Raw genomic sequence first — 26,460 nt, forward strand, 5'->3', positions numbered from 1 at the left:
CTGAATCAATTGCTTGATGAGCTCACGAGAGGCTAACAAAGGATAGCTTCGTTGTGAAATCCGATCATCCGGCACCCTACAGGTAATGAAACGCCGTATTTCTCGACACCCCACAAGGACACCCCACAAGGACACCCCACAAGGACACCCGATCACCATGCGCATCACGCTCTACTTCCTGATCTCGACCCTGTGCGAAATCGGCTGGGCCACGGGCCTGAAAGTCGCCGACAGTCCGCTGGAATGGGCACTGACGGTGCTGCTGGTCATCATCAGCCTGAGTCTGGTCACCCAGATCGCCAAGACACTGCCCGCCAGCACCACCTACGCCATCTTCGTCGGCCTGGGCACGGTGGGGACGGTGGTGGCTGACCTGCTGTTCTTCGATCTCGAATTCCAGTGGTCCACGCTGGGCTTCGTGGTGCTGATGCTGATCGGCATCATCGTGCTCAAGACGGCCCCCAGCGCGCCTGCCGACAAGCAGCCTCGCGCGAGTGCCACACCGCAGACCACCCTCAGTGAATGACCAGGAGTGACGTCATGGATTGGGTCTATCTGATCGCCGCCGGCTGCTGTGAAGTCGTCGGCGTCACCGGTTTCAACCAGTACGCCAATCAGCACCGCCGCATGGGCGTGTTGCTGGTCGCGCTGGGCTTCAGCTCCTCCTTGAGCCTGCTGTATCTGGCCATGGACACCATCAGTCTGGGCATCGCCTATGCCGTGTTCTCCGGCATCGGGACCGTGGTCAGCGCCATCATCGGCGTGCTGTTCTGGCGCGAGCACTTCTCGTTTCGCCGCATGGCCTGCATCGGCGTCATCGTGCTGTCCATCGCTGGTCTGCACCTGTCCGGCGGGCATTGAGCGTCGGTCGGCGCTTGATTATTGCCATATGTGCAATAACCAATTGCCGACAGGCGCCTTTTTCTGCCCGCGCCAGTGCACTAGCCTCGTGAACCAGCCTCCTGGACTCGGCACCGCAGGCACCCGCCTGAGTGCCTGTCCTGCGGCTTCCTCTGACAACCCATCGTGAAGGAGGTCTCGTTCATGTCAGCGCCCGTCCCTACCCGCATGGCGTTCGTCAATTATCAGCTCGACTGCCCGGAAGGCCTGCAGATCAAGGTGGACCCGAACGGCGAGACCGGTCGCCGCATCGAGCCGGAGCATGACCGCCGCGGTGTCAGGCTGCAGGACCTGCGCGCCACACCGCCCAGCTTCGCCTGCCAGGGGCTGCTGTTTCTCGACACGCCCGAACTTGCCGTCGATGTGCGCGATGCCAAGGTGCGCGATCGCCTGCACACACCGGCCATCGAGGCATTGCTCAAGCAGCAGCTCGGCGTCAGTGAAGTGCAGGTGTTCGACCACACCCTGCGCGGCTTCGAGGGTGAGCGCGTGCCGGCGCAGCATGTCCATGTCGACTACTCGCCGCGCTCTGGCCCGCAGCGCGTGCGCGATCTGCTCCCGCCCGAGAAGGCAGAGCAGTGGCTGAGCGGCCACTACGGCATCGTCAATGTCTGGCAGCCGGTCGAGCAGGCCGTCGCACGTGACCCGCTGGCCTTCGCCGATACCCAGAGCGTGCAACACGAGGACTGGGTCAACATCGATATCCTCTATCCGGACCGCTGCGGCCAGATTCAGGGCCTCGTGCACAATCCGGCTCACCGCTGGTACTTCGCCTCACGGATGCGCCCCGACGAAGCCATCGTCTTCAATGCCTTCGACAGCGCCGGCAAGCCACCGGTCGCGCATACCGCGGCCGAGCTGCTCGATACGCCCGACGATGCGCCGACACGCACCAGTCTCGAGACGCGGGTATTGGTCCGCTATCCCGACTGAGGTGTCACGGCCGCTGGTTGATAACGACTGGTTGAAAATGACTGGTCGATAACGACTGGTTGGTGGCGGCTGAGCGCCGCGGTCGAGATGGCAGACACCTGGCCCATCCGGGTAGCTGCCCCTCTCGCGAGCTTATCGGCACTCGCCGCCAGATGACCGTCGTCCAGGCCTCCCTCCTTGCAGGCCTGTCGGCCACCAGATTCTCGTCACACATTCTTCGTCATTCAGGAGCTTTGCCATGAGCTTGTCTTTCCATGTCGTCCGCCACGAACGCGGCTTCTCTCCCACGCCCCTGCCCATCTGGACCGACAACGGCGACGTGTCTGATCTCTTCGAGGCCGACGCGGCGCCAGAGGTGGTCCGTCAGGAAGTCGAGGGTGTCCCGGGTGCCTTCCAGCTGCTCAATGTGCTGACACCCGCCGAGGCCGACAACTTCGTCGCCGCCCTGGAAGAAATGGGCTTCGAGGAAGATGCGCCCGTCTCCCTGCCGCGTTCGGTACGCCACAACCACAACGTCAACTGGGTCGTCAGTGAAGCGGTCGATCAGGTCATCTGGCAGCGCTCGGCGCCGCTGGTCACCGAGCAGATCCAGGGCGAAGGCGCCAAGGGCATCAATGCGCGCTTTCGTGTCTATCGCTACGAGGCCGGCGACTTCTTCAAGCCGCACACCGATGGTGCCTGGCCGGGCAGTCGCGTCATCAATGACGAGATCGTCCAGGACGCCTATCCGGGCCTGATGAGCCAGTACACCTTCCTCATCTTCCTCAGCGATGGTTATACCGGCGGGCGCACCGAGTTTCTGGTCAGCCGTCGCGACCCCGGCAAGCCGGCCCAGTCGCAGGATGATATCCAGAAGATCTCGGTCTCCACGCCCAAGGGTGGCGTACTGTGCTTCCCGCATGGCTCGCATCCGCAGCACTGCGTGCATGCCGGCGAGCCGATCCGCGACGGCGCCAAGTACATCATCCGCAGCGATATCCTCTACTGATGGCTGCCTGAGCAGCAGTGGCCAGGCACCGCTTGGCAGGTGCCGTTGGGTAAGTACCAAGCGCACAGCCTGAAAACACGAAGGGCCCGATCTCTCGAGACCGGGCCCTTCGTGTTTTCCTGCGTGCCATTCACAGGGCTTGTCAGCAGGACAGCCGCTCGCGGCGGGCGAGCAGGAAGTCGACCCAGGCACGTACGCGCGGGTTGTGCTGATTCTCGCGCGCGAAGACGACCTGGATACCGGTGTCGAAATCCGATGATGTGACTTGAAAGTCCTCCAGCACCGGCAGCAGGCGGCCACTTGCCAGCTCTTCCCTAATCGCCCAGAGCGGCTGCACCACCACGCCGGCGCCCCCCAGAGCTGCCTGGGTGAGAATGTCGGCGTTGTTGGTGCGCAGCGCGCGGGCGCGCACCGAGATGCGATGCTCCCGATCGCCTTGCACCAGCCGCCAGTGATGATTGGCGGTGGTATAGCTGAAGGTCAGCAGACGGTGCTGCTCCAGGTCCTGTGGCTGATGGATAGACGGCTGGGCGGCGAGGTAGGACGGCGCGGCAGCCAGCACGAAGCGCTGATCACTGATATGGCGCGCGATCAGGCTCGAATCTTCCAGATGGCCGATGCGCAGGGCCACGTCGAAGTGGTCCTCGACCAGGTCCACCCGCTGGTCGCTGCTGACGATATCCAGCGCCACCTCGGGATAGCACTGCATGAACTCGCTCACCAGCGGCGCCAGATAGAGGCGCGAATAGCGCCACGGCACCGAGATGCGCAGCGGCCCCGCGACCCGCTCACTCAGCGTCTCCAGCTCATCCTCCAGCTGGTCCACCTCGGCCAGAATGGCGCGAAAGCGGATCAGGGCGCGCTCGCCGGCCGGCGACAGCCGTACATGGCGCGTGGTGCGCACCAGCAGCGGCTCGCCCAGCTGGCGCTCCAGATGATTGACGTGACGCGTCGCCGTGGAACTGGCGATATCCAGCTCCCGCGCCGCCACGTTGAAGCTCTGATGCTCCGCCACCTTGAGAAAGGTGCGCAGGCGTTGGGTCAGTTCGTTCATGGTGCTCCTGCTGTGCCCTCCATCGAAAGGTCGGCGTCCTTGTCGTACAGCCAAGCGGCCAGACAACCGGTTGGCGCTCGCCAGCCACGAGCATATCATCGACGCACCGCAGGATGACCGCGACACGAGGATGAACGACATGGACATGATAAGCAGCATGAAAGGACTCGCCGGTGGCGTCCTGATCGGTCTCTCGGCAGTGATGCTGATGGCCTTGATGGGACGTATCGCCGGTATCAGTGGCATCACGCGCGGTGCGCTGCTGGAATCAGGCCAGGACCGCCGCTGGCGTCTCGCCTTCGTGCTCGGGTTGATCAGCGGCCCGCTGCTGCTTTTGCTGCTCAATCTTGACTGGGGCAATGTGGCCGCAAGCACGGATGCGCTGATCGGCAATCCCGCCAGCGGGGTGCTGAGCATGATGTTCGCCGGTCTGCTGGTAGGTATCGGAACAGGCATCGGCGGCGGCTGTACCAGTGGTCATGGTGTCTGCGGTATCGCGCGTCTCTCCCCCCGCTCGCTGGTGGCTACGGTGGTGTTCGTGACTGTGGCCATGCTGACGGTGTTCGTGAGCCAACATCTGCTGGGGGAGTCACCATGAAAACGGTCATCGGCTTTCTCACCGGGCTGGTCTTCAGCCTCGGGCTGACACTCAGCGGCATGACCGACCCCGCACGTGTGGTCGGCTTTCTCGACGTGGCCGGAGACTGGGACCCCACGCTGATCTTCGTGCTGGGCGGTGCCGTCATCACCACCTTCCTCGGCTATCGACTCGTCTGGCGGCGTGGCACTCCCCTGCTGGGCGAGCGCTTCCAACTGCCCACGCGCCGCGATATCGATGGCCGCCTGCTGCTCGGCGCGGCGCTGTTCGGTATCGGCTGGGGGCTGAGCGGCTACTGCCCCGGGCCTGCCATCGTCTCCAGCAGCGCCATGAGTCTGCCATTGGCGGGCTTTCTGGTGACGATGCTACTGGGCTGGTGGCTGGCCACCCGCCTGACGCGCAATAGCTGATCTGATAACCCCGCCTTGAAACGCAAACGCCCGCCAAATGGCGGGCGTTTGCGTCTTCCTACATGGGAGTCCGTCACGACTAGACGACGCCCTTGGCCTTCATTTCGCGCAGCACGGCGGCGACATAGTGCATCTCCTCGGGCGTACCGAGTGACATGCGGCACCAACCATCTGCCGGCGGGAAGGCGCGCCCGATCAGCACATGGCGTTCCTTCATCGCGGTCTGGAATTCCTTCAGCGGCGTGGAGATACGATGGAAGACGAAGTTGGTCTGACTCGGCAGATACTCCCAACCCAGCTCGTCGAGCGTCGCTGTGAAGATGGCGCGTGCTTCATCGTTGCTCTGCTTGCTGTGGACCAGAAACTCCGGTGACTGCATGGAGGCCGTCGCCGCCATCACGCCGGGGTATGACAGCGTCATGGCATCGTCTTCGACATAGTGGGAAACGTGCTCGAGACGATCGACATCGCCGACGGCGTAGCCGACACGCAGGCCTGCCATGGCGTGAATCTTGGAGAAGGTCTTCAGCAGCAGGACGTTCTTCGCGCCACCGGCAATCAGATGATCGGCGGAGCGGAAGGCCGGGTCATTGACGAATTCGGCGTAGGCTTCATCGATGATGAACAGCGTATCGTCGCGGCTGTCGTTGACCCAGGCCTCCAGTTCATCACTGGAAATGATTGTCGAGGTCGGATTGTTGGGGTTCACCAGATAGACGATGGAGGGGCCAGAGTGGTCGGCCACGGCCTGCTGCATGTCGGAAATCTTGAATGACCAGTCCTCGCGCGAGGACGGCACCTTGCGAATGGCGAGGTCATAGAAGCCGGCATACAGAGCGCCATCGCCATAGGTAAGCTCGGGAATCACCAGCTGGGTATCGGGAGTCGCATGGGCCAGTACGCTGGCACGGATCGCATCCGAGGAACCCGGCGTGAACAAAATGCTCTCGCTCGGCACCTTGTGGTGAGTCGCCACCAATGACTGCAATTTTCCCAGATGGGCGAAGGGGTACCGATTGGAATGCGGGATGGATGCCGCTGCGGCGCGCTGTGCAGACGGTGCCATGCCAAGCGCATTCTCGTTGTAGTTGAGTCGCACCGGTGACTTGGCGGAAGGCTTGAGCACCGCCGCAGCAGGTGCCGTCTCCTTGGCCAAGGCACTGGGAATCCCCGGCAGGAACTGACCCAACGCCGCCCCGGCAATTGCCGCCCCACTCATGCCCAGGAAACCACGACGCGAACGCGATGATGGAGAGCCCTTCTCAACCGCCTGAACCTCAGAAGACTCCTGCAGATCCTTCTCGACTACGTCTGTCATCGTGTGTCCTTTGTCTGTCGCTGCTGCCCTTCCCCTCGTGTGAAACCACACGGGCAATCGGGAGCAAGCCGTTGTTTTTGTATGTGCTAATAAAGCACCACCAACGTATAAGACTTTGGTGAGAGGCACAACGAAACGACGCGCCGGATCGCGCAACCATGCGCCGCGACAAGGGCAACCCCTTGGGAAAGCTACCGCTGGGTTGAAAGCACTCGATGAGCTAAAGATTAAGCATGCCGTATTATACAAAGAAAATTATTAGAATATGTAGTAGAACTCAGTATCGCCTACATACAAAGACCCCAGCCTAAAGAGGTGGGGACTTTGTACAGAAAATTACCACGTGATAATAGAACTTATGACGCCTTTACATTTTCAGAATTTAGTCTGCCAGCTTTGAATAAAAGTACTCACAGACTCAGGCGGTACACTAGCCGAAGCGAGTCTTCTCAACTCAAAGGAATGTGGCTCACCTATTATTTTAGGAAGATCACGGTTGAACAAAATTGAGCTTTCAGATTTTCTATCATCAGTTAAAGCTGCTAGCCATTTCTTGAAGAAATCTAATATGTATTTTCCTCGGACTGAATACATTGACGTCAACAAGGAATAATCTTGTCGATGTTTATTAATATCTAATTCTGCACTAAATAGAACTACTTTTTCAACATCATATTCTTTCGGGGTGACTTTATCGACCTGCACATTTACAAAATTAGTTACTCTTTCCGGCTTTTTAACTATTTCAACTTTTTCTCTACGCGCAGAAAAAATATAATAATTAATATCATAAAAGTGCTTGCAAAATTCGTTATAACACTCTTCAAATTTAGCAATAATATCTTCTCTGATATCCATCTCTCCAGCGCAACGATATTCATCTATCAACAAACTATTTAAAACATGCTTAGAACAAAGAAAATTTTCAATTGAATATCCATCTAGCACACAGACATTTTCCCCATACTCATTATTTTTATCAAAATCATGATCTACAAAAAATAAAGTATTAGAGATATTTTTATCATTCTTTTCTACTAAAGATTTATGTAACTCTAATAGCTGCCGCTTTCCTTTACCTGGAATAGGCTCAAACTCAATGCTTGCATTAATTTTTTTTATCCATTCTTCATAGACTCCAATATCATCAAAACCTTCAAATATAAATATTATTTTATCGCACTGACCTCCCTTCGCTCTGATGAGCTTATCTCTTAATACGCTAGGAGAGCTACGGCTATCTCTGAGCTTTTCAACTAAGCTATTAGTCATTTTTCAGCTCCGATGAACGTTTAACAATCATAGCCCTAGCGTTACTGTCCAAATCATTCTCAAATATAAATGGCGAATGAGTGATCGCCAAAAGCTGACTCACTGAACCACTTAACATAACATCAGGCAGGACCTTCCTCTGCCAATCAATAGATAAAGATAACTCAGGCTCGTCAATTAATAGTATTTTATTAGTGTCATTTAAGTAAAGATAAGACATCAAAGAGATAATTTGTTTTTCGCCAGATGATAAATCGTCTAAGTCAATTTCTCTTTCTTGATCTGGATCCCATGTATCGGTAACTTTAACTTTTAAATTATCTGGGTCAAACTGTAGCTTCTTTTGATCACTCGAAGTCTGCAAGTACTCGTTGCATACATCTACAAATCGCTCAATTTTATCTTCAATTTCTTTAGTTTGAGCGATGACATCACCGAGTCTCGACAAGAAAAATCTTACAAACTTTTCATCACTGTTACTACTTCCTTCCTCATATAAGCTTTCAACTTTATTTATAATACCCTCATCTCCGCCTCTTTGACGCTGTACACGACTAAGAAATCTCTTTAGAGAATCTAATTCTGGTAATTTTGACTCATGACTAACTTCAGGCCCGCGTGGACCCAAAAGTTCATCAAGCATACGAGCACTTAATTTACCGTACTCAAAATTCGATCTTCTCTGTATTTCCTTGGTTAACTCTCCTAGCTGTTGCTCGACATCGGCCAATCCAAATGCAATGTCGTCATACCCCATATCTTGTATAGCGTTATTATAGTTAAACTTTGTGGAGAACTTATTCCCAAAGCTACGCCTACTTCTCTGGTGAAATCTTCTTCTATCTTTCTTTAACGGCCTCTCGACACGGCGGTACGTGGGCAAATATATAACCTCTGTATCACCCACACATCTTTTTATTATATTAAAAGCTTCAAACGTTACAGAGGCATGCCCACTGATTACAATCTCACTATAGATCATACAAAGTTTTTCATGCAGATCGCTAATATCATAATGAGTTTCTGAGAATAGCTTATCACCAATCGGATTCGCTAAAATAGACATTGGGTCCGATTCAGAAAAGGATGTCATTACAAATTCGATTATAGTATCATGTGGTATTGACACTTCCTCTGAAAAATTGCTCAAAATAGCGAGTGTCTTTTCCCCAATATTTAGAGCAAGGTCTTTCTTTTTAATTACAACAACATCGTTCACACTAGCAAAATGACACTCGATGCTATCAAAATCATATGTATTTAACTTGTATATCTCACGCTTGAGAGTGGAGCTTAATATACTAAGTAAAGTTGTTTTGCCCACACCATTTTCTGCCACTAATACTGTAGATTCACCTGCAAAATCTATTGACAGATCTTTATACCCATGCAACCCATTAATTTTAAAAAATTTAACGATGCCGCCAACGTCGCAATTGGACATATGATCCTCTCTTTTAACGATTTGGTGTACATTAGAGATCAGAATATAATATTCATTCACCATGCTCAACTAATCAATAGACTTATTAGATAAAACAACGTCATGCACGACTTTAGTGCAACTACCTTGAAACTGCTTCTAACCAGTGCAAAAAACTAATGAAACGCAACTTTTAGCAACAAAAATATTGCACAAGCGATTGAATTTAATGCATAAACAAAATTAGGCACACTTCCTGCTAGATACTCAGCGAGGCACCGATAGGCATACAACAATCGAAAATCTACACCAATGGAGCGCTAGGGTTCCGGTGACTGGCTGATGGCCGTCACGACTGGTCCGAGAGCACTCGACCTCCAAGCTGGGGGTTACACGGCGGGACAAAAGCCCGGGAGACGCAAAGCCTGTAAAGGTCGGCGCCTCTCACTTTTTCCGCCGGAGATAACGACAATGACCCAGCTCACTCGCCTTTCCCAGTCCGCGACTTCCCCCTCGGATGCCAGCGCCCAGGTGTCATCCGCTGCTGTCTCATCTGCTTCATCTACCGCTTCCAGAAACGCTTCCAGACGTGCTGCGCTGGCCGGCGCCCTGCTGCTTGGCGCATCGCTGAGCCCGCAGGCCATGGCGCAGGATTCCTTCAGCGTGTGCTGGTCGGTGTATGCCGGCTGGATGCCGTGGGAATACGCGGACACCCAGGGCATCGTCGACAAGTGGGCCAAGAAGTACGACATCAATATCGATGTGGTGCAGGTCAACGATTACGTCGAGTCCATCAATCAGTACACCTCCGGCAATGTCGATGGCTGCGCCATGACCAACATGGACGCCCTCACCCTCCCCGCCGCCAGCAGCGTCGATTCCACCGCGCTGATTCTGGGCGACTACTCCGATGGCAACGACGGCGTGATGGTCCGCGACGGCGATTCCATCGAGGCCCTGAAGGATCGCGAGGTCAATCTGGTGCAGTTTAGTGTCTCCCACTACCTGCTGGCACGCGCGCTGGACAGCGTCGGCATGAGCGAGCGCGACCTCACCACCACCAATACCGGCGATGCCGACATCGTGGCGCTGGCCAGCAACACCGACACCCAGGCGGTGGTGACTTGGAACCCGCAGCTGGCCACGCTCAAGGAGATGCCCGGCTACACCGAAGTCTTCAACTCCAGCGACATCCCCGGCGAGATTCTCGACCTGATGGTCGTCAATACCCAGACGCTGAAGGACAACCCGGACTTCAGCCACGCGCTGGTCGGTGCCTGGTATGAGGTGATGGAGAAGATGAAGGCCGGTGACGAAGACGCCCTCTCCCAGATGGCCGATGCCGCCGGCACCGACCTCGCCGGCTATCAGTCCCAGCTGGCCGCGACCCACATGTACTACACCCCCGCCGAGGCCGTGGCCGCCTTCAATGCGCCGAGCCTCAAGGACACCATGCAGCACATCGCCGACTTCAGCTTCGCGCAGGGCCTGTTGGGCGAAGGCGCCCCGGATGCCGGCTTCATCGGTATCGAAACCCCCGCTGGCGTCATCGGCAATGAAGGCAACGTGATGCTGCGCTTCGACCCGAGCTACACCGCCGCACTGGCCGACAGCCAGTAACGCCACGCGGTGGATGCCGCACACGCTCCGTGGGGCAGCCTGCCTCGCGGAACGTGAACCGACCGCCTCCCTCGACCGCACCCTCGTTCGCACCCGTGGAGCCCGCGCATGAAACGCCTGATCAATCTGACACCCTCCCGTGGTGGCCGCTGGCTGCTCGGTGGCCTGCCCTTCGCGCTGCTGGCCATCCTTTACATCGTGCAGTCCAACCAGCGACTGCTCGACAACCCGAATGACCGCCTGCTGCCGTCCTTCGCCGCCATGGGCGAGTCGTTCTCGCGACTGGCCACCGAGGTCAACGTGCGCACCGGCGACCTGCCGCTGTGGACCGACACCTTCGCCAGTCTCGAGCGCCTGCTGGCCGGCGTGCTGATCAGTGCGCTGATCGGCCTGACCGTCGGCCTGCTCACCGGTGGCCTGCCGCTGCTGCGCGCCAAGCTGTCACCGCTGATTACCGTGCTGTCCCTGATTCCGCCGATGGCGATTCTGCCGATCCTGTTCATCGCCTTCGGTACCGGCGAGCTGGCCAAGATCGCGCTGATCGTCATCGGCATCACGCCCTTCCTGATTCGCGACCTGCAGAACCAAGCCCTGCGCCTGCCCGATGAGCAGCTGATCAAGGCCCAGACGCTGGGCGCCAGCTCCTGGCAGGTGCTGACCCGCGTACTGCTGCCCCAGCTGACCCCGCGCCTTCTGAGCGCCACGCGCCTGGCACTCGGCAGCGCCTGGTTGTTCCTGATCGCCGCCGAAGCCATCGCCGCCCAGGATGGCCTCGGCTACCGCATCTTCCTGGTGCGTCGCTATCTGGCGATGGACGTCATCCTGCCCTACGTGGCCTGGATCACGCTGCTGGCCTTCCTGCTCGACCGTCTGCTGGTGCTCGTCTCGACCCGCGCCTTCCCCTGGTATCACGCTGAGGAGAGCCAATCATGAGCCTGATCCACGCCAAGGGTCTCGAGAAGCACTACGGCCAGCAGGTCGTGCTGGAACGCATGAACCTGACCGTCGAGGCCGGAGAATTCATCACCCTGGTCGGCGCCTCCGGTTGCGGCAAGACCACCTTCCTCAAGCTGCTGCTGGGCACCGAGGGCGTCTCGCGCGGTGAGCTGCTGCTCGATGGCAAGCCCATCCCCGGCGAACCGGGCCCGGACCGCGGCATCGTCTTCCAGAAATATTCCGTCTTCCCGCACCTCACGGTGCTGGGCAACGTGATCATGGCCGAGGAGCTGGCACGTGCCCCGCTGACCGGCAAGCTGTTCGGAGCCAAGCGCCGTGAAGCACGGGTCGCCGCCGAAGCGCGCCTGGAAGAAGTCGGTCTGTCCCACGCACTGGACAAGTACCCGCATGAGCTGTCCGGCGGCATGCAGCAGCGCCTCGCCATCGCCCAGGCACTGATGATGAAGCCGCGCATCCTGCTGCTGGATGAGCCCTTCGGCGCGCTGGACCCGGGCATCCGCAAGGACATGCACCAGCTGATCTTGCGCCTGTGGGAAGAACAGCAGCTGACCATCTTCATGATCACCCACGATCTCAAGGAAGCCTTCGAGCTGGGCTCGCGCGTCTGGGTGTTCGACAAGGTGCGCGTCGATGCGCAGGCCCCGCAGGCCTATGGCTCGACCATCACCTATGACCTGCCCACCGAGCGTAGCAAGACCAAGGCGTCGTCCCAGCAGCCGGGGGCTCACCCACCGGGCTCTGACCAAACGACGCTCGAGCGCGAGCACGAAGCGCTGACGACACCAGCCAACTCCGTTTCCCAAGCCACTCTCACCGGAGGCCAATTCAATGAACATACCGCTTGATGCCGCAACCACCGACCGCGCCAGCTTTACCGCGAGCTTTACTGCAAAGTACAAGACCCATCTGCCCGGCGGCCATCACTGGTCGATGCGCATGCCGCGTGGCAGCGCGCTCAAGCTGACCGCGAGCGAGGCCAACGCCAATGTCGGCCTGGTGATGTACAACCCGCTGGATACGCTTGAGCGCCTCAATCTGCCGGATACCCTCAAGGGTCAGCACACCTTCCGCCTCACCGAAGGCCACTGCCTGTATTCCGACATGGGCCGTATCTTCGCCTCCATCATCCAGGACGATCTCGGCTGGCATGACAGCGCCAGCGGCAACCTGATGGAGCACCACTTCGCCGCCAAGGGCTGGCACAAGAAGGCCTATCAGCAAGCCTTCAATGACTTCACGCCCAGCGGCCACGACAGCCTGCTGATCGAGATGGCCAAGTACGGTCTGGGCGAGCGCGACCTGTGCGCCAACCTCAACCTGTTCTCCCGCGTGCGCGCCGATGAAGACGCCAATCTGCACTACGTCGCGGACCACTGCGCCGCCGGCGACAGCGTCACCCTGCGCTTCGAGATGGACACCCTCGTCATGCTGCACACCTGTCCGCATCCGCTGGACCCCGCCGAGGACTATCCGCTGCGCGGCGTGGACATGACCTTCGGCACCGCGACGCCGATGGATGAGCATGACGCCTGCTATCTGTCGCGCCCCGAGAATGCCCGCGCCTACGCCAACAACCAGCTCTATCACCTGGCGGGCTGAGGCGTCCCCCGACAGCAGACGGACGCCACGCCGACTGGCTAGTGGCAAACGACGCCCCAGATGACAAGGACAAAGGACATCCCCATGTGCACCTCGACACTTGAACACCCACATGCCCACACCCCGGCCGCGACGGACGGTGCCCCGCTGAGCTACGCCGACCCCGCACAGCAGCCGCGCGAGCTTGAGCGCACCGTCGAGGCCGGCGATCACTTCATCGGCCTGGTCCGCGCCGGCCAGCACCTGCGCATCACCGACCTGCATGGCAATCAGGCCGCCGACACCCTGTTCTTCTCCGCCGACGACACCGCCGAGCGCTACAGCGCGATGGACACCGTGCGCGAGCAGGGCAAGGTCTACCTGACCACCGGCACGGTGCTCTACTCCACCCGTGGCCGTGCGCTGCTGACCATCACCGGCGATACCTGCGGCCGGCATGACACCCTGGGCGGCGCCTGCTCCAGCGAGTCCAACACCGTGCGTTACGACCTGGAGAAGCGCCACATGCACTCCTGTCGTGACAACTGGATGCTGGCCATCGCCCGCTACCCGAAGTACGACCTGACCAAGCGCGACATCGGCCACAACATCAACTTCTTCATGAACGTGCCGGTCACCGCCGATGGCGGCCTGAGCTTCGAGGATGGCCTGTCCGGCCCGGGCAAGTACGTCGAGATGGTCGCCGAGCGTGACGTCTACGTGCTGCTCTCCAACTGCCCGCAGCTCAACAACCCCTGCAATGGTTACGACCCGACACCGGTTGCCATCCGCATCAGCGACTCGCCGCTGGGCTGATCCACTGAGCTGAGCCGCCGAGCTGAGCCGTAAAGCTGCACCGAAGCATTCGAATACGACAAGACACGGCCGAGCCACACCTGACGATGTCATCTCTTCTGCATCACTCGTCAGCCCCCAAGGCTCCGCCCGGCTACCGGACGACCGGCAGCTCACAGTTTGAAGGCGGGACGACCCGCCGCCGGAAGGATGACTCCGTCATGTTCCACAAGGTCCTGATTGCCAACCGTGGCGCCATCGCCACCCGAATCCAGCGCACGCTGCGTGCCCTCGGTGTCCAGAGCGTCGCCGTCTACGCAGAAGCCGATCGTGAATCCCCCTTCGTGCGCGAGGCCGATGAAGCCTACTGCCTCGGCGAAGGTGCCGCCGCCGAGACCTATCTCGACATCGACAAGCTGATCGCCATCGCTCGCGAAAGCGGCGCCCAGGCCGTCCATCCGGGCTACGGATTCCTGTCCGAGAACACCCGCTTCATCCAGGCCTGTGACGCTGCCGGCCTGGTCTTCCTCGGCCCGACCGTCGAGCAGATCCACGCCTTCGGCCTCAAGCACGAAGCGCGTACCATCGCCGAGAATGCCGGCGTACCGCTGGTACCCGGTAGCGGCCTGCTCGACGACGTGGAGAGCGCACTGAGCGAGGCCGCACGTATCGGCTATCCGGTGATGCTCAAGTCCACCGCCGGCGGCGGCGGCATCGGCATGCAGGTGTGTGAGGACGCTGCCTCCCTCAGTCGCGCCTTCGATTCGGTGAAGGGGCTGGGCGAGCGTAACTTCGGGGATGGCGGCGTCTTCCTAGAGGCGTATATCGCCCGCGCCCGTCACCTGGAAGTGCAGCTGTTCGGTGATGGTGAAGGCACGGTGATCGCACTGGGCGAGCGCGACTGCTCCAGTCAGCGCCGCCACCAGAAGGTCATCGAGGAATGCCCAGCACCCAACCTGCCCGAGCACGTTCGCGAAGACATGATCGCCACCGCCATCCGCCTCGGCGAAGCCGTCAATTACCGCAGCGCCGGCACCGTCGAATTCATCTATGACGCCGAGCGTCAGGCCTTCTATTTCCTGGAGGTCAATACGCGCCTGCAGGTCGAGCACGGTGTCACCGAGCTTGTGTGGGGCGTGGATATCGTCGCCTGGATGCTCAAGTTGGGCGCCGGTGAGCTGGGCAATCTGCGCGAGCTGGTCGCGCCGCTCACACCCCGCGGCCACGCCATGCAGGCACGCGTCTACGCCGAGAATCCGCAGCACGACTTCCGCCCTTCCAGCGGCCTGCTCACCGAGGTGGAATTCGCCAATGACGCCGTGACCGCCGCCCTCGCCGACGACAGCCAGCTGCGGGTGGATCACTCCATCGAGGCCGGCTTCGAGGTCCCCGCCTGGTTCGACCCGATGCTGGCCAAGGTGATGGTGCATGCCCCGACCCGCGAGCAGGCGCGCGGCGATCTCTCCAAGGCACTGGCGGCCTCTCGCCTCTACGGCATCGAGACCAACCGTCAGTGGCTGTCGCACCTGCTGGAAGACCCACGTTTCATCAATGTCGAGATCTACACCCGCTGGCTGGAAGGCCTCGAGTGGGCCGCGCCGACCTTCGAGGTACTCGTGCCCGGCACTCTGACCACCGTGCAGGACATGCCGGGTCGCCTGGGCCACTGGGATGTGGGCGTGCCGCCCTCCGGCCCCTTCGATGACTACGCCTTCCGTCTCGGCAATGCGCTGCTGGGCAACGCCGCCGATGCCGCAGGCCTCGAGATCACCCTCAATGGCCCGACGCTGCACTTCCATCGCGCCACGCGCGTGGTGCTGGCCGGTGCTCCACTGCCCGCCACGCTGTCCGTTCCAGCACCGCAAGATGGCGCTGATGACGCCGTGACTCACGAGCTTGCCCTGTGGCAGGTGCATGAGATCGCCGCTGGCAGCACCCTGAGCCTGGGCAAGGTAGCCGCTGGCGCGCGCAGCTATCTGCTGATCGCCGGTGGCATCGACTGCCCGCAGTATCTGGGTTCGCGCGCGACCTTCACCCTGGGCCAGTTCGGCGGCCATACCGGACGTGCGCTGCGCAGTGGCGACACCCTGCCGCTGGCCGATCTCGCCGAGTGCCCCCAGCCCGCCCTGACCCGGCTGCCCGTGGCGCTGATCCCGCAGGGCGCTGGCGCAGTGAATGAGGCGCAAGGCAATAATGAGCAAGGCAAGAGCTCAGGCCACGAATGGCAGATCGGCGTGCTCTACGGCCCGCACGGTGCGCCGGACTTCTTCACCGAAGACGACATCAGCACCTTCTTCGGCCACCGCTGGGAAGTGCATTACAACTCCAGCCGCACCGGCGTGCGCTTGATCGGTCCGCGTCCGCAGTGGGCACGCGCCGACGGCGGCGAAGCCGGTCTGCACCCCTCCAACATCCACGACAACGCCTACGCCTTCGGCACCATCGACTTCACTGGCGACATGCCGGTCATCCTCGGCCCGGACGGCCCGTCGCTGGGCGGCTTCGTGTGTCCGGCCACCGTGGTGCGTGGTGAACGCTGGAAGCTGGGCCAGCTGGCCGCCGGCGATCGTATCCGTTTCGTCGCGCTGACTCTGGAGGAAGCTCGCGCCATCGAGGTGCAGCAAGACGCCGTGATCGCCGCCCTCGCCACTGGCAAGCTCGACGCACTGGAGTCACCTCTGGCGGCGACCAGCAACACGCTGAGTGCCATCGCCGAGCAACGTCCGCGCCCCGATGACTCGCCAGTGCTCAAGCGCCTGAGCGCCGAGCAAGGCGGCGAGCAGATCGTCTATCGCCGCGCCGGGGATGATTTCCTGCTGATCGAATTCGGCCAGATGGAGCTGGATATCGCGCTGCGCTTCCGCGCCCACGCCTGGATGCTGTGGCTCAAGGAACACCCGCTGCCCGGCCTGATGGAGATGACCCCGGGCATTCGCTCGCTGCAACTGCATTACGACCCGCGCAGCCTGACGCTCGAGACGCTGATGGCGCATCTCGAACAGGCCGAAGTCGCGCTCAAGGATGTCGAGGACATCGAGATCGAGGCACGCACCGTGCACCTGCCGCTGTCCTGGGATGACCCGGCGTGTCAGCAGGCCATCGACAAGTACCAGCGTTCGGTGCGCCCGGACGCCCCCTGGTGCCCGAGCAATCTGGAATTCATTCGCCGCATCAATGGCCTCGCCGATGAGACGGCGGTGCGCGAGACGGTGCTCAACGCCCGCTATCTGGTGATGGGCCTCGGCGATGTCTACCTGGGCGCGCCGGTGGCCACGCCGCTGGACCCGCGCCAGCGCCTGGTGACCACCAAGTACAACCCGGCACGCACCTGGACCGCCGAGAACTCGGTGGGCATCGGCGGCGCCTATCTGTGCGTGTATGGCATGGAAGGTCCGGGCGGCTATCAGTTCGTCGGCCGCACGCTGCAGATGTGGAATCGCTATCGCCGCACCGAACACTTCACCAGCCCCTGGCTGCTGCGCGTCTTCGATCAACTGCGCTTCCACCCGGTCAGCCATGAGGCGCTTGAGCAGATCCGTCGTGATCACCCTCAGGGCCGCTACGACCTCAAGATCGAGAAGACGCGCTTCCGCCTCGCCGATTATCAGGCGCAGATCGCCGAGCATCAGGCCGAGACCGATGCCTTCCGTGAACGCCGTCAGGCCGCCTTCCAGCAGGAAATCGACGACTGGCATGCACGCGGCCAGTTCACCTTCGAGGATCAGGTCAACGAGGTACAGGAAGCCGACAGCCTGAGCGATGACGAGCTGGGCATCGAGACACCGGTCACCGGCAGCCTGTGGAAGCTGGAGGTCGCCGAGGGCGATCTCGTCGAGGCCGGCCAGGTGGTGGCGCTGGTCGAGTCGATGAAGATGGAAGTCGAGATTCGCACCCACACCGCAGGCCGTGTCGTTCGCCTGCCGATCAAGGAAGGCAGCGGCGTCGCCCCCGGCCAGCCGCTGATCGTGCTGTCGACCGCCGTGGAAACCACGGATCCCGCTGATGCCAGCGCACCAGACAACGCCCAATCGACCCTGTCTTCCGAGGAGATGCTGTGATGATGACCCATACCCCGCTCAACCTGAGCATCACGGCGCTGAGCAAGGCCTATCAGGCCGGTGAGATGACGCCACGCCAGCTGGTGGATGAGTTGCTGGCCGCGCAGCCCGATCAAGATGCCGCCTGGATCACCCGCCTGAGTGCAGATCAGCTGGAACCCTATCTGGCGCGTCTGGACGCCGTGGCGCCCGAGTCGCTGCCGCTCTACGGCATCCCCTTCGCCATCAAGGACAACATCAATCTCGCCGGCGTGACCACCACCGCCGGTTGCCCGGAATTCGCCTATACACCAGACGATGACGCCTTCGTGGTCAAGCAGCTGATCGCGGCAGGTGCGATCCCGATGGGCAAGACCAATCTGGATCAGTTCGCCACGGGTCTGGTCGGGGAACGTGCCCTGCCGGTGTACGGTACCCCGGCCAATGCCTTCGACCCCGCCTATGTGCCGGGCGGCTCCAGCAGTGGCTCCGCCGTCGTCACCGCCCAGGGCCAGGTCAGCTTCGCGCTGGGCACGGACACGGCGGGCTCGGGGCGCGTGCCGGCCTGTTTCAACAACCTGGTGGGCGTGAAGCCGACGCTTGGCCTGCTCAGCGCGGGCGGTGTGGTGCCGGCCTGCGCCACCCTGGATACCATCTCCATCTTCGCGCTAGGCTGCGATGATGCCGCGCAGGTGCTGTCAGTCACCGCACAGTTCGATACCGACAATCGCTGGGCGCGCGAGCATGACTTCAGCGTTCACGGCCAGGCCTATGGCGTGCTGCCGGACCTCGGCGGTCTGCGCATCGGTGTGCCGCCACGGGCTCAGTGGCATACCGACAGCGATTACAGCGGCTACATGGAAGCGGCGATGCGTCAGTGCAAGGCGCTGGGGGCCGAGCTGGTCGAGCTGGATTGCAGCCCGCTGCTGGCCGCCGCGCGCCTGCTGTATGAAGGCCCGTGGGTGGCGGAGCGCTATCACGCGGTGCGCGAGCTGATCGAGCGCAACCCCGAGGCGCTGCACCCGGTAACCCGCGAGATCACCCTCGGCGGTGCCACGCCGCTGGCCGTCGATGCCTTCGATGCGCGCTATCAACTGGCCGAATACCGCCGTCAGGCCGAGGCGCTACTGGCGCAGGTGGACGTGATGCTGGCCCCGACCACGCCGCGCCTGCCGACCAAGGCGGAGCTGGCCGAGGCACCGATCGCCGTCAATTCCGAGCTGGGCACCTGGACCAACTTCATGAACCTGCTGGACCTGAGCGCGCTGGCCGTACCGGTGGGCTTCAACCGCCAGGGCCTGCCCGGGGGCGTGACACTGTTCGCGCCTGCCTTTGAAGACCTGCAGCTGCTCAGCATCGCGCGGCTGCTCGAGAAGGAATTCGCACTGCCGCTGGGATCCAGCGCCGTCGCCCGCCCCCAGGCTCGCCTCGCAGACAGCGATCTGCCGATGGCGCAGAATGGCCGCCTCGAGATCGCGGTCTGCGGCGCACATCTCACTGGCATGCCGCTCAATCACCAGCTCACCCAGCGCGATGCACACCTGGTCGCCCGCACTCACAGCGCCCCCCGCTACCGCCTCTATCAGCTGGACGATGCGACACCCGCCAAACCGGCCATGCTACGTGCCCCGCAAGACGGTACCAGCATCGCGCTGGAGGTCTGGTCACTACCCATCGCCAGTGTCGGCAGCTTCCTCGCCGGCATCCCCTTCCCGCTGGGCCTGGGCCAGATCGAGCTCGAAGACGGCCGCTGGGTCGCGGGCTTCATCTGCTCGGTGTCCGCTGACAGCGGCGTACCGATGACGGACATCAGCGAATACGGCGGCTGGAAGGCGTGGGTGGAGCGCGAGTGAGCGCGCCGTAACCTCTGATCCGTAACCCTGAGCCGCCCTGCACCACAAGACAAAGAGCGACAGATCTGAAACGAAACGCCCCGCGACCGGATACACGGCCGCGGGGCGTTTCAGTTTGACGCTTGTGTGCGTGGCCTGAAGGTGGGAACGCGTGGCCCGTATGAGTGCCCCGATAGCTGCCTCTGGCTTGCTACATGACCAGCCCCACCGCCCGATAGCACCATGCCGGGCTCATGAAGTTCCCCGAAATTTTCATTCTTGGCATCCCGCAAAGCATGTCTGGCATTTCGCAAAACAAAAGTGCCGCCAGCGGGTAAATAATAATGATTATTATAAACAACTAGGGAACGCAGTCTTGGCTCACTCACTCCGCCGTCCAGGTTTCACTCGCTCGCCACTTGCTCTCTCCATCGCGCTCGCGACCTCTTCACTGCTCAGTGCCACCGCCGTTGCGGATGACACTCGCACGCTTGAGGCGATGACCATCGTCGGCGAGGCACAAGGCAGCACCACAGAAGAGACACAGGCGTATACGGTCGACTCCAGCACCAGTGCCAATGGCCTGACGCTATCACCGCGCGAGACACCGCAATCCGTCAGCTTCCTGACCCGCCAGCAGATGGAGGATGAGGCGCTGACCAGTACCACGGAAGCCGTCAATCGTCTGCCGGGGGTGTCTTCCAATCGTCTCGATGGCACGCGCACCAACTTCCAGTCGCGTGGCTACTCGATCCGCAATTTCCAGTTCGATGGTCAGCAGAGCAACACCAGCAGCTTCTGGCCCTTCGGCGACGCCGAGTGGGATACCGCCATCTATGATCGTGTCGAGGTCGTCCGCGGCGCCACCGGCCTGATGACTGGCGTGGGCGACCCGTCCGCCACCGTCAACTTCGTGCGCAAGAAGCCGCTGGATGAAGCCGCAGCGAGCGTGACAGGCGCTGTCGGTAGCTGGGACCGCCGCCGTGGTGTGGTGGATGTCAGCACACCTCTGGATGACGCCGGCAAGGTCGGCGTGCGCTTCGTGGCCGCCAAGGACCGCTCCGACAGCTTCATGGATGATGTCGAGAATGATCGCGAGACGTTGTATGGCGTGATCGCCGCGGAACTGACACCGGATACCGAACTGAACGTCGGCGTCGAGTATCAGCGCTACGACCAGGACGGCGCCTATCTGGGCGTGCCGCTCTACTACACCGATGGCACGCGCACCGATTTCGATCAGTCAGTCGCCAACAATACCGAGTGGGCTCACTTCTTCACCGAGAACACGCGTGGCTTCGCGGACCTGACCCACTACTTCGCCAATGGCTGGAAAGCCACAGCGGCCTACAGCCATGGTGATGCCAACTACGGGCTGACCTACAACTACCGTGGCGGCTATGTGGATCGTGACAACGGCATCCTCTACTACGACAGCAATCGCCAATATCCGACGACCTCCTATCTGGTCGACTATCGCGGTGATCGCACCCAGAAGAACCTCAACCTGAGTGCCGAAGGCCCCTTCGAGCTGTTCGGTCGTGAGCACCAGCTGGGCTTTGGCTACATGCAGCTCAAGGAAGAGTACGAGATCTGGAGCCGCACCCCGGCGGGCGACGTACCGGCGCTGGGCAGCTTCACTGATCGTGACGACCCGGCACTGACCGAGCCCGAATGGGGCGAGTGGGGCCTGACGGATGACACCGAGACCAAACAGGAAGGCTTCTACGCCGTCACGCGTTTCTCGCTGGCCGACCCCGTACACCTGATCATCGGCGCCCGTCTGACCGATTGGGAGATCGACCAGGATTACCGTGGTGAGCGCAGTTACGAATACAACGACGAGTTCACGCCCTATGCCGGCCTGATCGTCGACATCACCGACAATCTCACCGCATATACCAGCTATACGCAGATCTTCAACACCCAGAGTGAGCGTGCCCCCGATGGCGCCCTGCTCGATCCGCTCGAGGGCACCAGCTACGAAGCAGGCCTGAAGGCGGCGCTGTTCGAGGACCGCGCTGACGTGTCCTTCGCCGTCTTCCGCAGCGAGCAGGACAATCTGGCCGTCGAGATTCCGGGCGTCTATGTCGCAGGTACCACCGATCAGGCCTACACCGAATCCGATGGCGCCGTGGTCGAAGGCTTCGAGCTGGAAGTGGCCGGTGAAGTCGCGCCGGGCATCAACCTCTCCGCCAGCTACGCGCTGGTGGATGCCGAGGATTCCGATGGCACCCAGCTCAATACCAGCTATCCACGCCAGCAGGCCAAGGTCTATGCCACCTGGCAGTTGCCCGGCGACTGGTCACGCCTGACCCTGGGCGCTGGTGGCACCTGGCAGGGTGATACCTACAAGGATACCGACACGCCCACCGGTAGCGAGAAGGTCGGCCAGGGCGATGTCTTCCTCGCCAACGCCATGGCGCGCTATCGCTTCAATGACAACTTCAGCACCCAGCTCAACGTGTCCAACCTCTTCGATGAGGAGTACTACACGCAGCAGGGCTTCTACAGCCAGTACCTGTACGGCGCGCCGCGCAGTGCGTTGCTGAGCATGACCTACGACTTCTGAGTCGAGCATTCCCTGCACGAACATTCTCTGTATCCGACGACCAGACAGGCCCTCACCGACCGGGTCTGTCTGGTCTCATCTTGATGGCGGTATCCACCGCGACACGATCACAAAAGGATTCTCCCTTGCGACGCACGCGACTTTCCTGCGCCATTGGCCTGGCCCTCATGGCCACTTGTTTCATGCCTGCCGCCCAGGCACACGAGTCACACTCTTCACAGGCTGACACCCACACCTCCTCGCTTGTCTCTGATGTCACCGAGACAACGGCTCAGTATCCACTCACCATCCAGCATGCTTTCGGTACCACCGTCATCGAGAAGAAGCCGCAACGTATCGCCACTGTCGCCTGGGCCAATCATGAAGTGCCGTTGGCACTGGGCGTGGTGCCTGTGGGCTTCCCCCGTCAGGCATTCGGAGATGATGATGGCGACGGCATGATGCCGTGGGTCAAGGCACGACTGGACGAACTGGGTGGTGACGCCGCCAATCTGTATGACGAAGGGGATGGCATCGACTTCGAGGCCGTGGCCGCGAGCGAGCCGGATGTGATACTCGCTGCCTATTCCGGACTCAGCGAGGCCGACTACAACACCTTGAGCAAGATCGCCCCTGTCGTAGCTCGTCCTGGCCCGCGCTGGTCTTCCAGCTGGCGTGACATGATTCGCCTCGATAGTGCCGGCATGGGCATGGCGGCCGAGGGCGAAGCGCTGATCGAGCGTCTCGAGGCACAGGTCGCCGAGAATGTCGCAAGTCACCCGGAGATCCAGGGCAAGTCGATCATCGTGATCAGCCATATCGACCCGACCAATCTGAGCCGCATCGCCTTCTACAACGACAACGATGCCCGGGTGCGCTTCTTCCACGAACTGGGCATGGTCTCGCCGCAGTTCGTCACCGAGACCGCCGTCGATGGCCGCTTTGCCGGTCAGATCAGTGCAGAGCGCCTCGATGAGCTGGCCGATGTCGATATCGTGCTGACCTATGGCGGCCAGACACTGGTTGACCGCCTCAATGAGCATCTGCTGACCTCACGCCTGCCGGCCATCCAGCAGGACGCCGTGGTGTTGCTGGAAAACGGCCCGATGGGCACGGCCGCCAACCCCACACCCCTCTCGATTCCCTGGGTACTCGACGATTATGTTGACCTGTTGTCCATCGCCGCCAACAAGGCCGACTGACCTCACCGGGCGCGCCGCTTCCCGCAAGCGGCGCTGGCTGGGGATGCTGGGACTGGTGCTGGCGTTGGGCGCTGTCGTGGTGCTGTCAGTGATGTTCGGCGCACGGGCGACGAGCTGGTCCGATATCATCAGGCTGCTGGATGGCTCTCTCGACACGATGGCGGAGGCGGCTGTCGCCAGTCGTCTGCCGCGCACGCTGCTGGCCATCATGGCTGGGGCGGCGCTGGGCGTTTCAGGGGCAGCCATGCAGGGATTGACCCGCAACCCGCTGGCAGACCCGGGGCTACTTGGCGTGAATGCCGGTGCCGCTCTGGCAGTGGTGATCGGCATCGCCTGGTTCAGCATCGAGCAGGCCAGCGACTATCTGTGGCTGGCCATTGTCGGGGCGGGCGCAAGCGCCGTGGTGGTCTATCTGATCGCCAGTCTCGGCCGAGGTGGCGCCACCCCTTTGAGATTGGCGCTATCCGGTGCCGTCGTGTCAGCAGCACTGAGTTCCTTGACCTCGGCCATCATCCTGCCGCGCGCCGACATCGGAGGCTTGATCCAGTCGTGGCTGATCGGTGGCGTGGGTGGCGCGACACTGGATCAGATCACGCCTGCCCTGCCCTTCGTGATCAGCGGCCTGCTGATCTGCGGGCTTTCAGCTCGCAAGCTGAACATGCTCGCGCTCGGTGATGACATGGCCAGTGGGCTCGGCGAGCGAGTCGCATTCATGCGACTCATGACGGCGCTGGGGGCGATTCTACTGTGCGGCGGCATCACCGCGGTATGTGGGCCCATCGCCTTTGTCGGCCTTGTCGTGCCACATGTCTGCCGTCTGGTGGTCGGCAGTGATTACCGCTGGGTGGTTCCGCTGTCAGCACTGGCCGGGGCGCTGTTGCTGACGTCGGCCGATATCGCGGGCCGGCTGATTGCCCGCCCTGCCGAACTCGATGTCGGCATCATGACTGCGCTGGTCGGCGCCCCCGTCTTTCTCTGGATCGTACGTCGCCACAAGGTGAAATCACTGTGACTGCCTTTTCTTCTCGTCGCGCATCCCAGCCTGAGGATGAGACGGCGCAGCATGTGATGCACGCATCGCTTGATGACACTCACCGGGCCCACCCAAGGCCCCTGCGCCCACGCGCCCGTTGCGGCCACCGGGATATCCGGGGGCTGCGTAAATCTCGCCAGGATGCCAGAAGGCGCAAATCCTGGTGCCTGTTCGCGGTCCTGGTGACAGCCTTCAGCCTTACCCTGGTACAAGGCCAAAGCTTTATCTCCCCACTGACGGTACTGCGTGTGCTGTGGGGCGAGCCGGTCGCAGGTGCAAGCTTCATCGTGGGCGAGCTGCGCCTGCCTCGCGCGCTGGTCGCGGTGCTGGCAGGTGGCTGTTTTGGCCTGGGCGGAGCCGCCTTCCAGAGTCTGCTGCGCAACCCGCTTGCGAGCCCGGACATCATCGGCATCAGTGCCGGTGCCAGCGCTGCGGCGGTCTTCGCCATCGTGATGCTGTCGCTGAGTGGCACTGCCGTATCAGTGATCGCGGTACTGGCGGCGCTGGGCGTCGCGGGCTTGATCTACGCACTGTCATGGCGCAATGGCGTGGCCGGTGCACGCCTGATTCTGGTAGGCATCGGGCTGGGCGCCATGCTGCAGAGCATCACCGCCTATGTTCTGACCCAGGCACCCAGCTGGTCACTTCAGGAGGCCCTGCGCTGGATGACGGGCAGTCTCAACAGCGTGACCCTGAGCCAGGTGGCACCGCTGGGTATCGTGTTCGTCCTGCTTGGGGGCGTCCTGTTACTGCTGAGCCGGAGTCTGGAGGTCCTGCGCATGGGCGATGACATGGCAGCCGGGCTGGGTGTGCGGCTGTCCATGACTCGCCTGGGCATCATCATTTCCGCTGTCGGTCTGGTGGCCTGCGCCACTGCCGTGGCAGGCCCGGTCGCCTTCGTGGCCTTCCTGAGTGGCCCCGTCGCGACACGACTGTTTCACCATCAGGGTTCCGTGCTGGTGCCAGCAGCGATGATCGGTGCGCTCTTGATGCTGGGCGCAGACTTCATCGGACAATTTCTGCTGCCCGCCCGCTATCCGGTGGGCGTGGTGACCGGTGTGCTCGGTGCGCCCTTCCTGCTCTATCTCGTGATTCGTGAAAACCAGCGCGGAGCTTCTTCATGACGCAGCCTTCTTCCTGCACTTCAGGCCTTGGCGTGACAGACCTCGCGGCTGGCTATGCCGAGCGTCCAGTCCTTTCCGGTATCGATCTCGACATCGCACCAGGCAAGACAACAGCCATCGTTGGTGCCAATGCCTGCGGCAAGTCGACATTGCTACGCACGCTCTCACGGCTGCTGACACCCGTCCGAGGCGAAGTCCTGCTGGACGGCAAGTCGATCCATCGCTTGCCGGCCCGGCAATTGGCAAAGCGATTGGGATTGCTCTCTCAATCACCGATCGCGCCGGAGGGTATCACGGTGCTCGACCTCGTCAGTCGAGGGCGTCATCCCCATCAAAAGCTGTTCCAGCGCTGGCGTCGTGAGGACGATAGCGCCGTGCTGGAAGCCCTCAACGCCACGGATACCGCCTCATTGGCGGAGCGCCCGGTAGATGAGCTCTCCGGCGGGCAGCGCCAACGCGTCTGGATCGCCATGGCCCTTGCGCAACAGACCGACATCCTGTTGCTCGATGAGCCGACCACCTTTCTCGACATCAATCATCAGGTGGAAGTGCTTGACCTGCTGACAGATCTGAACCATGCCAGAGGCACGACTATCGTGATGGTGCTGCATGAACTGAACCTGGCGGCACGCTATGCCGATGTACTGATCGCGCTATCCAAGGGCTGCATCTACGCCCACGGCAGCGCCGAGACAGTCCTGACGCGCGAGATGGTGAAAGACGTTTTCGGCATGCAGAGTCATATCTCGCCCGACCCCGTCACCGGCAAGCCGATGATGACGCCGCTGGGCAGACATGGACTGACACCTCGGGCTCCCGTTCCGGGATAGATTCT

Annotated in this window: 22 protein-coding genes and 1 riboswitch; of the genes, 18 read left to right on the forward strand and 4 right to left on the reverse strand. The window is 61.0% G+C overall.

Annotated features, from left to right (window positions below; genetic code table 11):
• The first annotated feature begins 157 nt into the window (after positions 1-157).
• From QQF40_RS15695 to QQF40_RS15710, 4 genes are all read left to right on the forward strand, one after another.
• Positions 158-526: a DMT family transporter gene (locus QQF40_RS15695; protein WP_052384368.1), complete on the forward strand. Its 369-nt coding sequence runs from the start codon at positions 158-160 to the stop codon at positions 524-526.
• Positions 527-540: 14 nt separating this feature from the next.
• Positions 541-861, forward strand: coding sequence for a DMT family transporter (locus tag QQF40_RS15700; protein ID WP_043332225.1), 321 nt, complete (start codon positions 541-543; stop codon positions 859-861).
• A 183-nt stretch (positions 862-1,044) separates the two neighbouring features.
• Positions 1,045-1,833, forward strand: coding sequence for a CmcJ/NvfI family oxidoreductase (locus QQF40_RS15705; RefSeq protein ID WP_285461873.1), 789 nt, complete (start codon positions 1,045-1,047; stop codon positions 1,831-1,833).
• Between the two features lie 238 nt (positions 1,834-2,071).
• Entirely contained in the window at positions 2,072-2,821 is a 750-nt protein-coding gene (locus QQF40_RS15710) for a 2OG-Fe(II) oxygenase family protein (protein ID WP_285461874.1), read from the forward strand.
• 142 nt (positions 2,822-2,963) lie between these two features.
• On the opposite strand, the gene QQF40_RS15715 is transcribed toward QQF40_RS15710, so the two are convergent.
• Positions 2,964-3,875: a LysR family transcriptional regulator gene (locus QQF40_RS15715; protein WP_285461875.1), complete on the reverse strand. Its 912-nt coding sequence runs from the start codon at positions 3,873-3,875 to the stop codon at positions 2,964-2,966.
• Between the two features lie 139 nt (positions 3,876-4,014).
• Here QQF40_RS15715 and QQF40_RS15720 point away from each other — a divergent pair, with 139 nt between their 5' ends.
• Together QQF40_RS15720 and QQF40_RS15725 are read left to right on the forward strand one after the other, a co-directional pair.
• A complete protein-coding gene (locus QQF40_RS15720; RefSeq protein ID WP_285461876.1) occupies positions 4,015-4,473 on the forward strand; it encodes a YeeE/YedE family protein in 459 nt (152 codons plus the stop codon).
• Positions 4,470-4,883, forward strand: a complete 414-nt coding sequence (locus tag QQF40_RS15725) for a DUF6691 family protein (protein WP_043332231.1) — start codon at positions 4,470-4,472, stop codon at positions 4,881-4,883. Before QQF40_RS15720 ends, QQF40_RS15725 begins: the two co-directional genes overlap by 4 nt.
• A 79-nt stretch (positions 4,884-4,962) precedes the next feature.
• On the opposite strand, the gene QQF40_RS15730 is transcribed toward QQF40_RS15725, so the two are convergent.
• From QQF40_RS15730 to QQF40_RS15740, 3 genes are all read right to left on the reverse strand, one after another.
• On the reverse strand, positions 4,963-6,201 hold the full coding sequence (locus QQF40_RS15730) for a pyridoxal phosphate-dependent aminotransferase (protein ID WP_285461877.1): 1,239 nt from the start codon (positions 6,199-6,201) through the stop codon (positions 4,963-4,965).
• A 375-nt stretch (positions 6,202-6,576) separates the two neighbouring features.
• Positions 6,577-7,473: a DUF4435 domain-containing protein gene (locus QQF40_RS15735; RefSeq protein ID WP_285461878.1), complete on the reverse strand. Its 897-nt coding sequence runs from the start codon at positions 7,471-7,473 to the stop codon at positions 6,577-6,579.
• Positions 7,466-8,917, reverse strand: coding sequence for an AAA family ATPase (locus QQF40_RS15740; RefSeq protein WP_285461879.1), 1,452 nt, complete (start codon positions 8,915-8,917; stop codon positions 7,466-7,468). Before QQF40_RS15740 ends, QQF40_RS15735 begins: the two co-directional genes overlap by 8 nt.
• A gap of 288 nt (positions 8,918-9,205) precedes the next feature.
• Positions 9,206-9,314: riboswitch (guanidine-I (ykkC/yxkD leader) on the forward strand.
• Positions 9,315-9,367: 53 nt separating this feature from the next.
• Between QQF40_RS15740 and QQF40_RS15745 the strand changes: the two genes are divergently transcribed.
• The 12 genes from QQF40_RS15745 (at position 9,368) to QQF40_RS15800 (ending at position 26,455) form a co-directional block, all read left to right on the forward strand.
• Positions 9,368-10,516, forward strand: a complete 1,149-nt coding sequence (locus tag QQF40_RS15745) for a putative urea ABC transporter substrate-binding protein (protein ID WP_285461880.1) — start codon at positions 9,368-9,370, stop codon at positions 10,514-10,516.
• Positions 10,517-10,624: 108 nt separating this feature from the next.
• A complete protein-coding gene (locus QQF40_RS15750) occupies positions 10,625-11,449 on the forward strand; it encodes an ABC transporter permease (protein ID WP_043332237.1) in 825 nt (274 codons plus the stop codon).
• Positions 11,446-12,318, forward strand: coding sequence for an ABC transporter ATP-binding protein (locus QQF40_RS15755; RefSeq protein WP_285461881.1), 873 nt, complete (start codon positions 11,446-11,448; stop codon positions 12,316-12,318). Before QQF40_RS15750 ends, QQF40_RS15755 begins: the two co-directional genes overlap by 4 nt.
• Positions 12,302-13,072, forward strand: a complete 771-nt coding sequence (locus QQF40_RS15760) for an urea amidolyase associated protein UAAP1 (RefSeq protein WP_285461882.1) — start codon at positions 12,302-12,304, stop codon at positions 13,070-13,072. The genes QQF40_RS15755 and QQF40_RS15760 overlap by 17 nt, the downstream gene beginning before the upstream one ends.
• Before the next feature lie 84 nt (positions 13,073-13,156).
• Positions 13,157-13,867: an urea amidolyase associated protein UAAP2 gene (locus tag QQF40_RS15765; RefSeq protein ID WP_084589286.1), complete on the forward strand. Its 711-nt coding sequence runs from the start codon at positions 13,157-13,159 to the stop codon at positions 13,865-13,867.
• Positions 13,868-14,067: 200 nt separating this feature from the next.
• The gene (gene uca, locus QQF40_RS15770) at positions 14,068-17,904 is read left to right on the forward strand and encodes an urea carboxylase (protein WP_285461883.1); all 3,837 of its coding nucleotides are present in this window, start codon (positions 14,068-14,070) and stop codon (positions 17,902-17,904) included.
• Complete coding sequence (atzF, locus tag QQF40_RS15775; protein ID WP_285461884.1) at positions 17,904-19,736, forward strand: allophanate hydrolase; 1,833 nt, start codon at positions 17,904-17,906, stop codon at positions 19,734-19,736. Before uca ends, atzF begins: the two co-directional genes overlap by 1 nt.
• Before the next feature lie 355 nt (positions 19,737-20,091).
• On the forward strand, positions 20,092-22,287 hold the full coding sequence (locus tag QQF40_RS15780) for a TonB-dependent siderophore receptor (RefSeq protein WP_285461885.1): 2,196 nt from the start codon (positions 20,092-20,094) through the stop codon (positions 22,285-22,287).
• 182 nt (positions 22,288-22,469) lie between these two features.
• Complete coding sequence (locus QQF40_RS15785; protein WP_285461886.1) at positions 22,470-23,468, forward strand: iron-siderophore ABC transporter substrate-binding protein; 999 nt, start codon at positions 22,470-22,472, stop codon at positions 23,466-23,468.
• A gap of 43 nt (positions 23,469-23,511) precedes the next feature.
• The gene (locus QQF40_RS15790) at positions 23,512-24,480 is read left to right on the forward strand and encodes a FecCD family ABC transporter permease (protein WP_285461887.1); all 969 of its coding nucleotides are present in this window, start codon (positions 23,512-23,514) and stop codon (positions 24,478-24,480) included.
• A 203-nt stretch (positions 24,481-24,683) separates the two neighbouring features.
• A complete protein-coding gene (locus QQF40_RS15795; RefSeq protein WP_285461888.1) occupies positions 24,684-25,625 on the forward strand; it encodes a FecCD family ABC transporter permease in 942 nt (313 codons plus the stop codon).
• Positions 25,622-26,455: an ABC transporter ATP-binding protein gene (locus QQF40_RS15800; protein WP_285461889.1), complete on the forward strand. Its 834-nt coding sequence runs from the start codon at positions 25,622-25,624 to the stop codon at positions 26,453-26,455. Before QQF40_RS15795 ends, QQF40_RS15800 begins: the two co-directional genes overlap by 4 nt.
• Positions 26,456-26,460 lie beyond the last annotated feature (5 nt).

The sequence above is a fragment of the Cobetia sp. LC6 genome (genome assembly GCF_030264805.1).
GTDB lineage: Bacteria > Pseudomonadota > Gammaproteobacteria > Pseudomonadales > Halomonadaceae > Cobetia.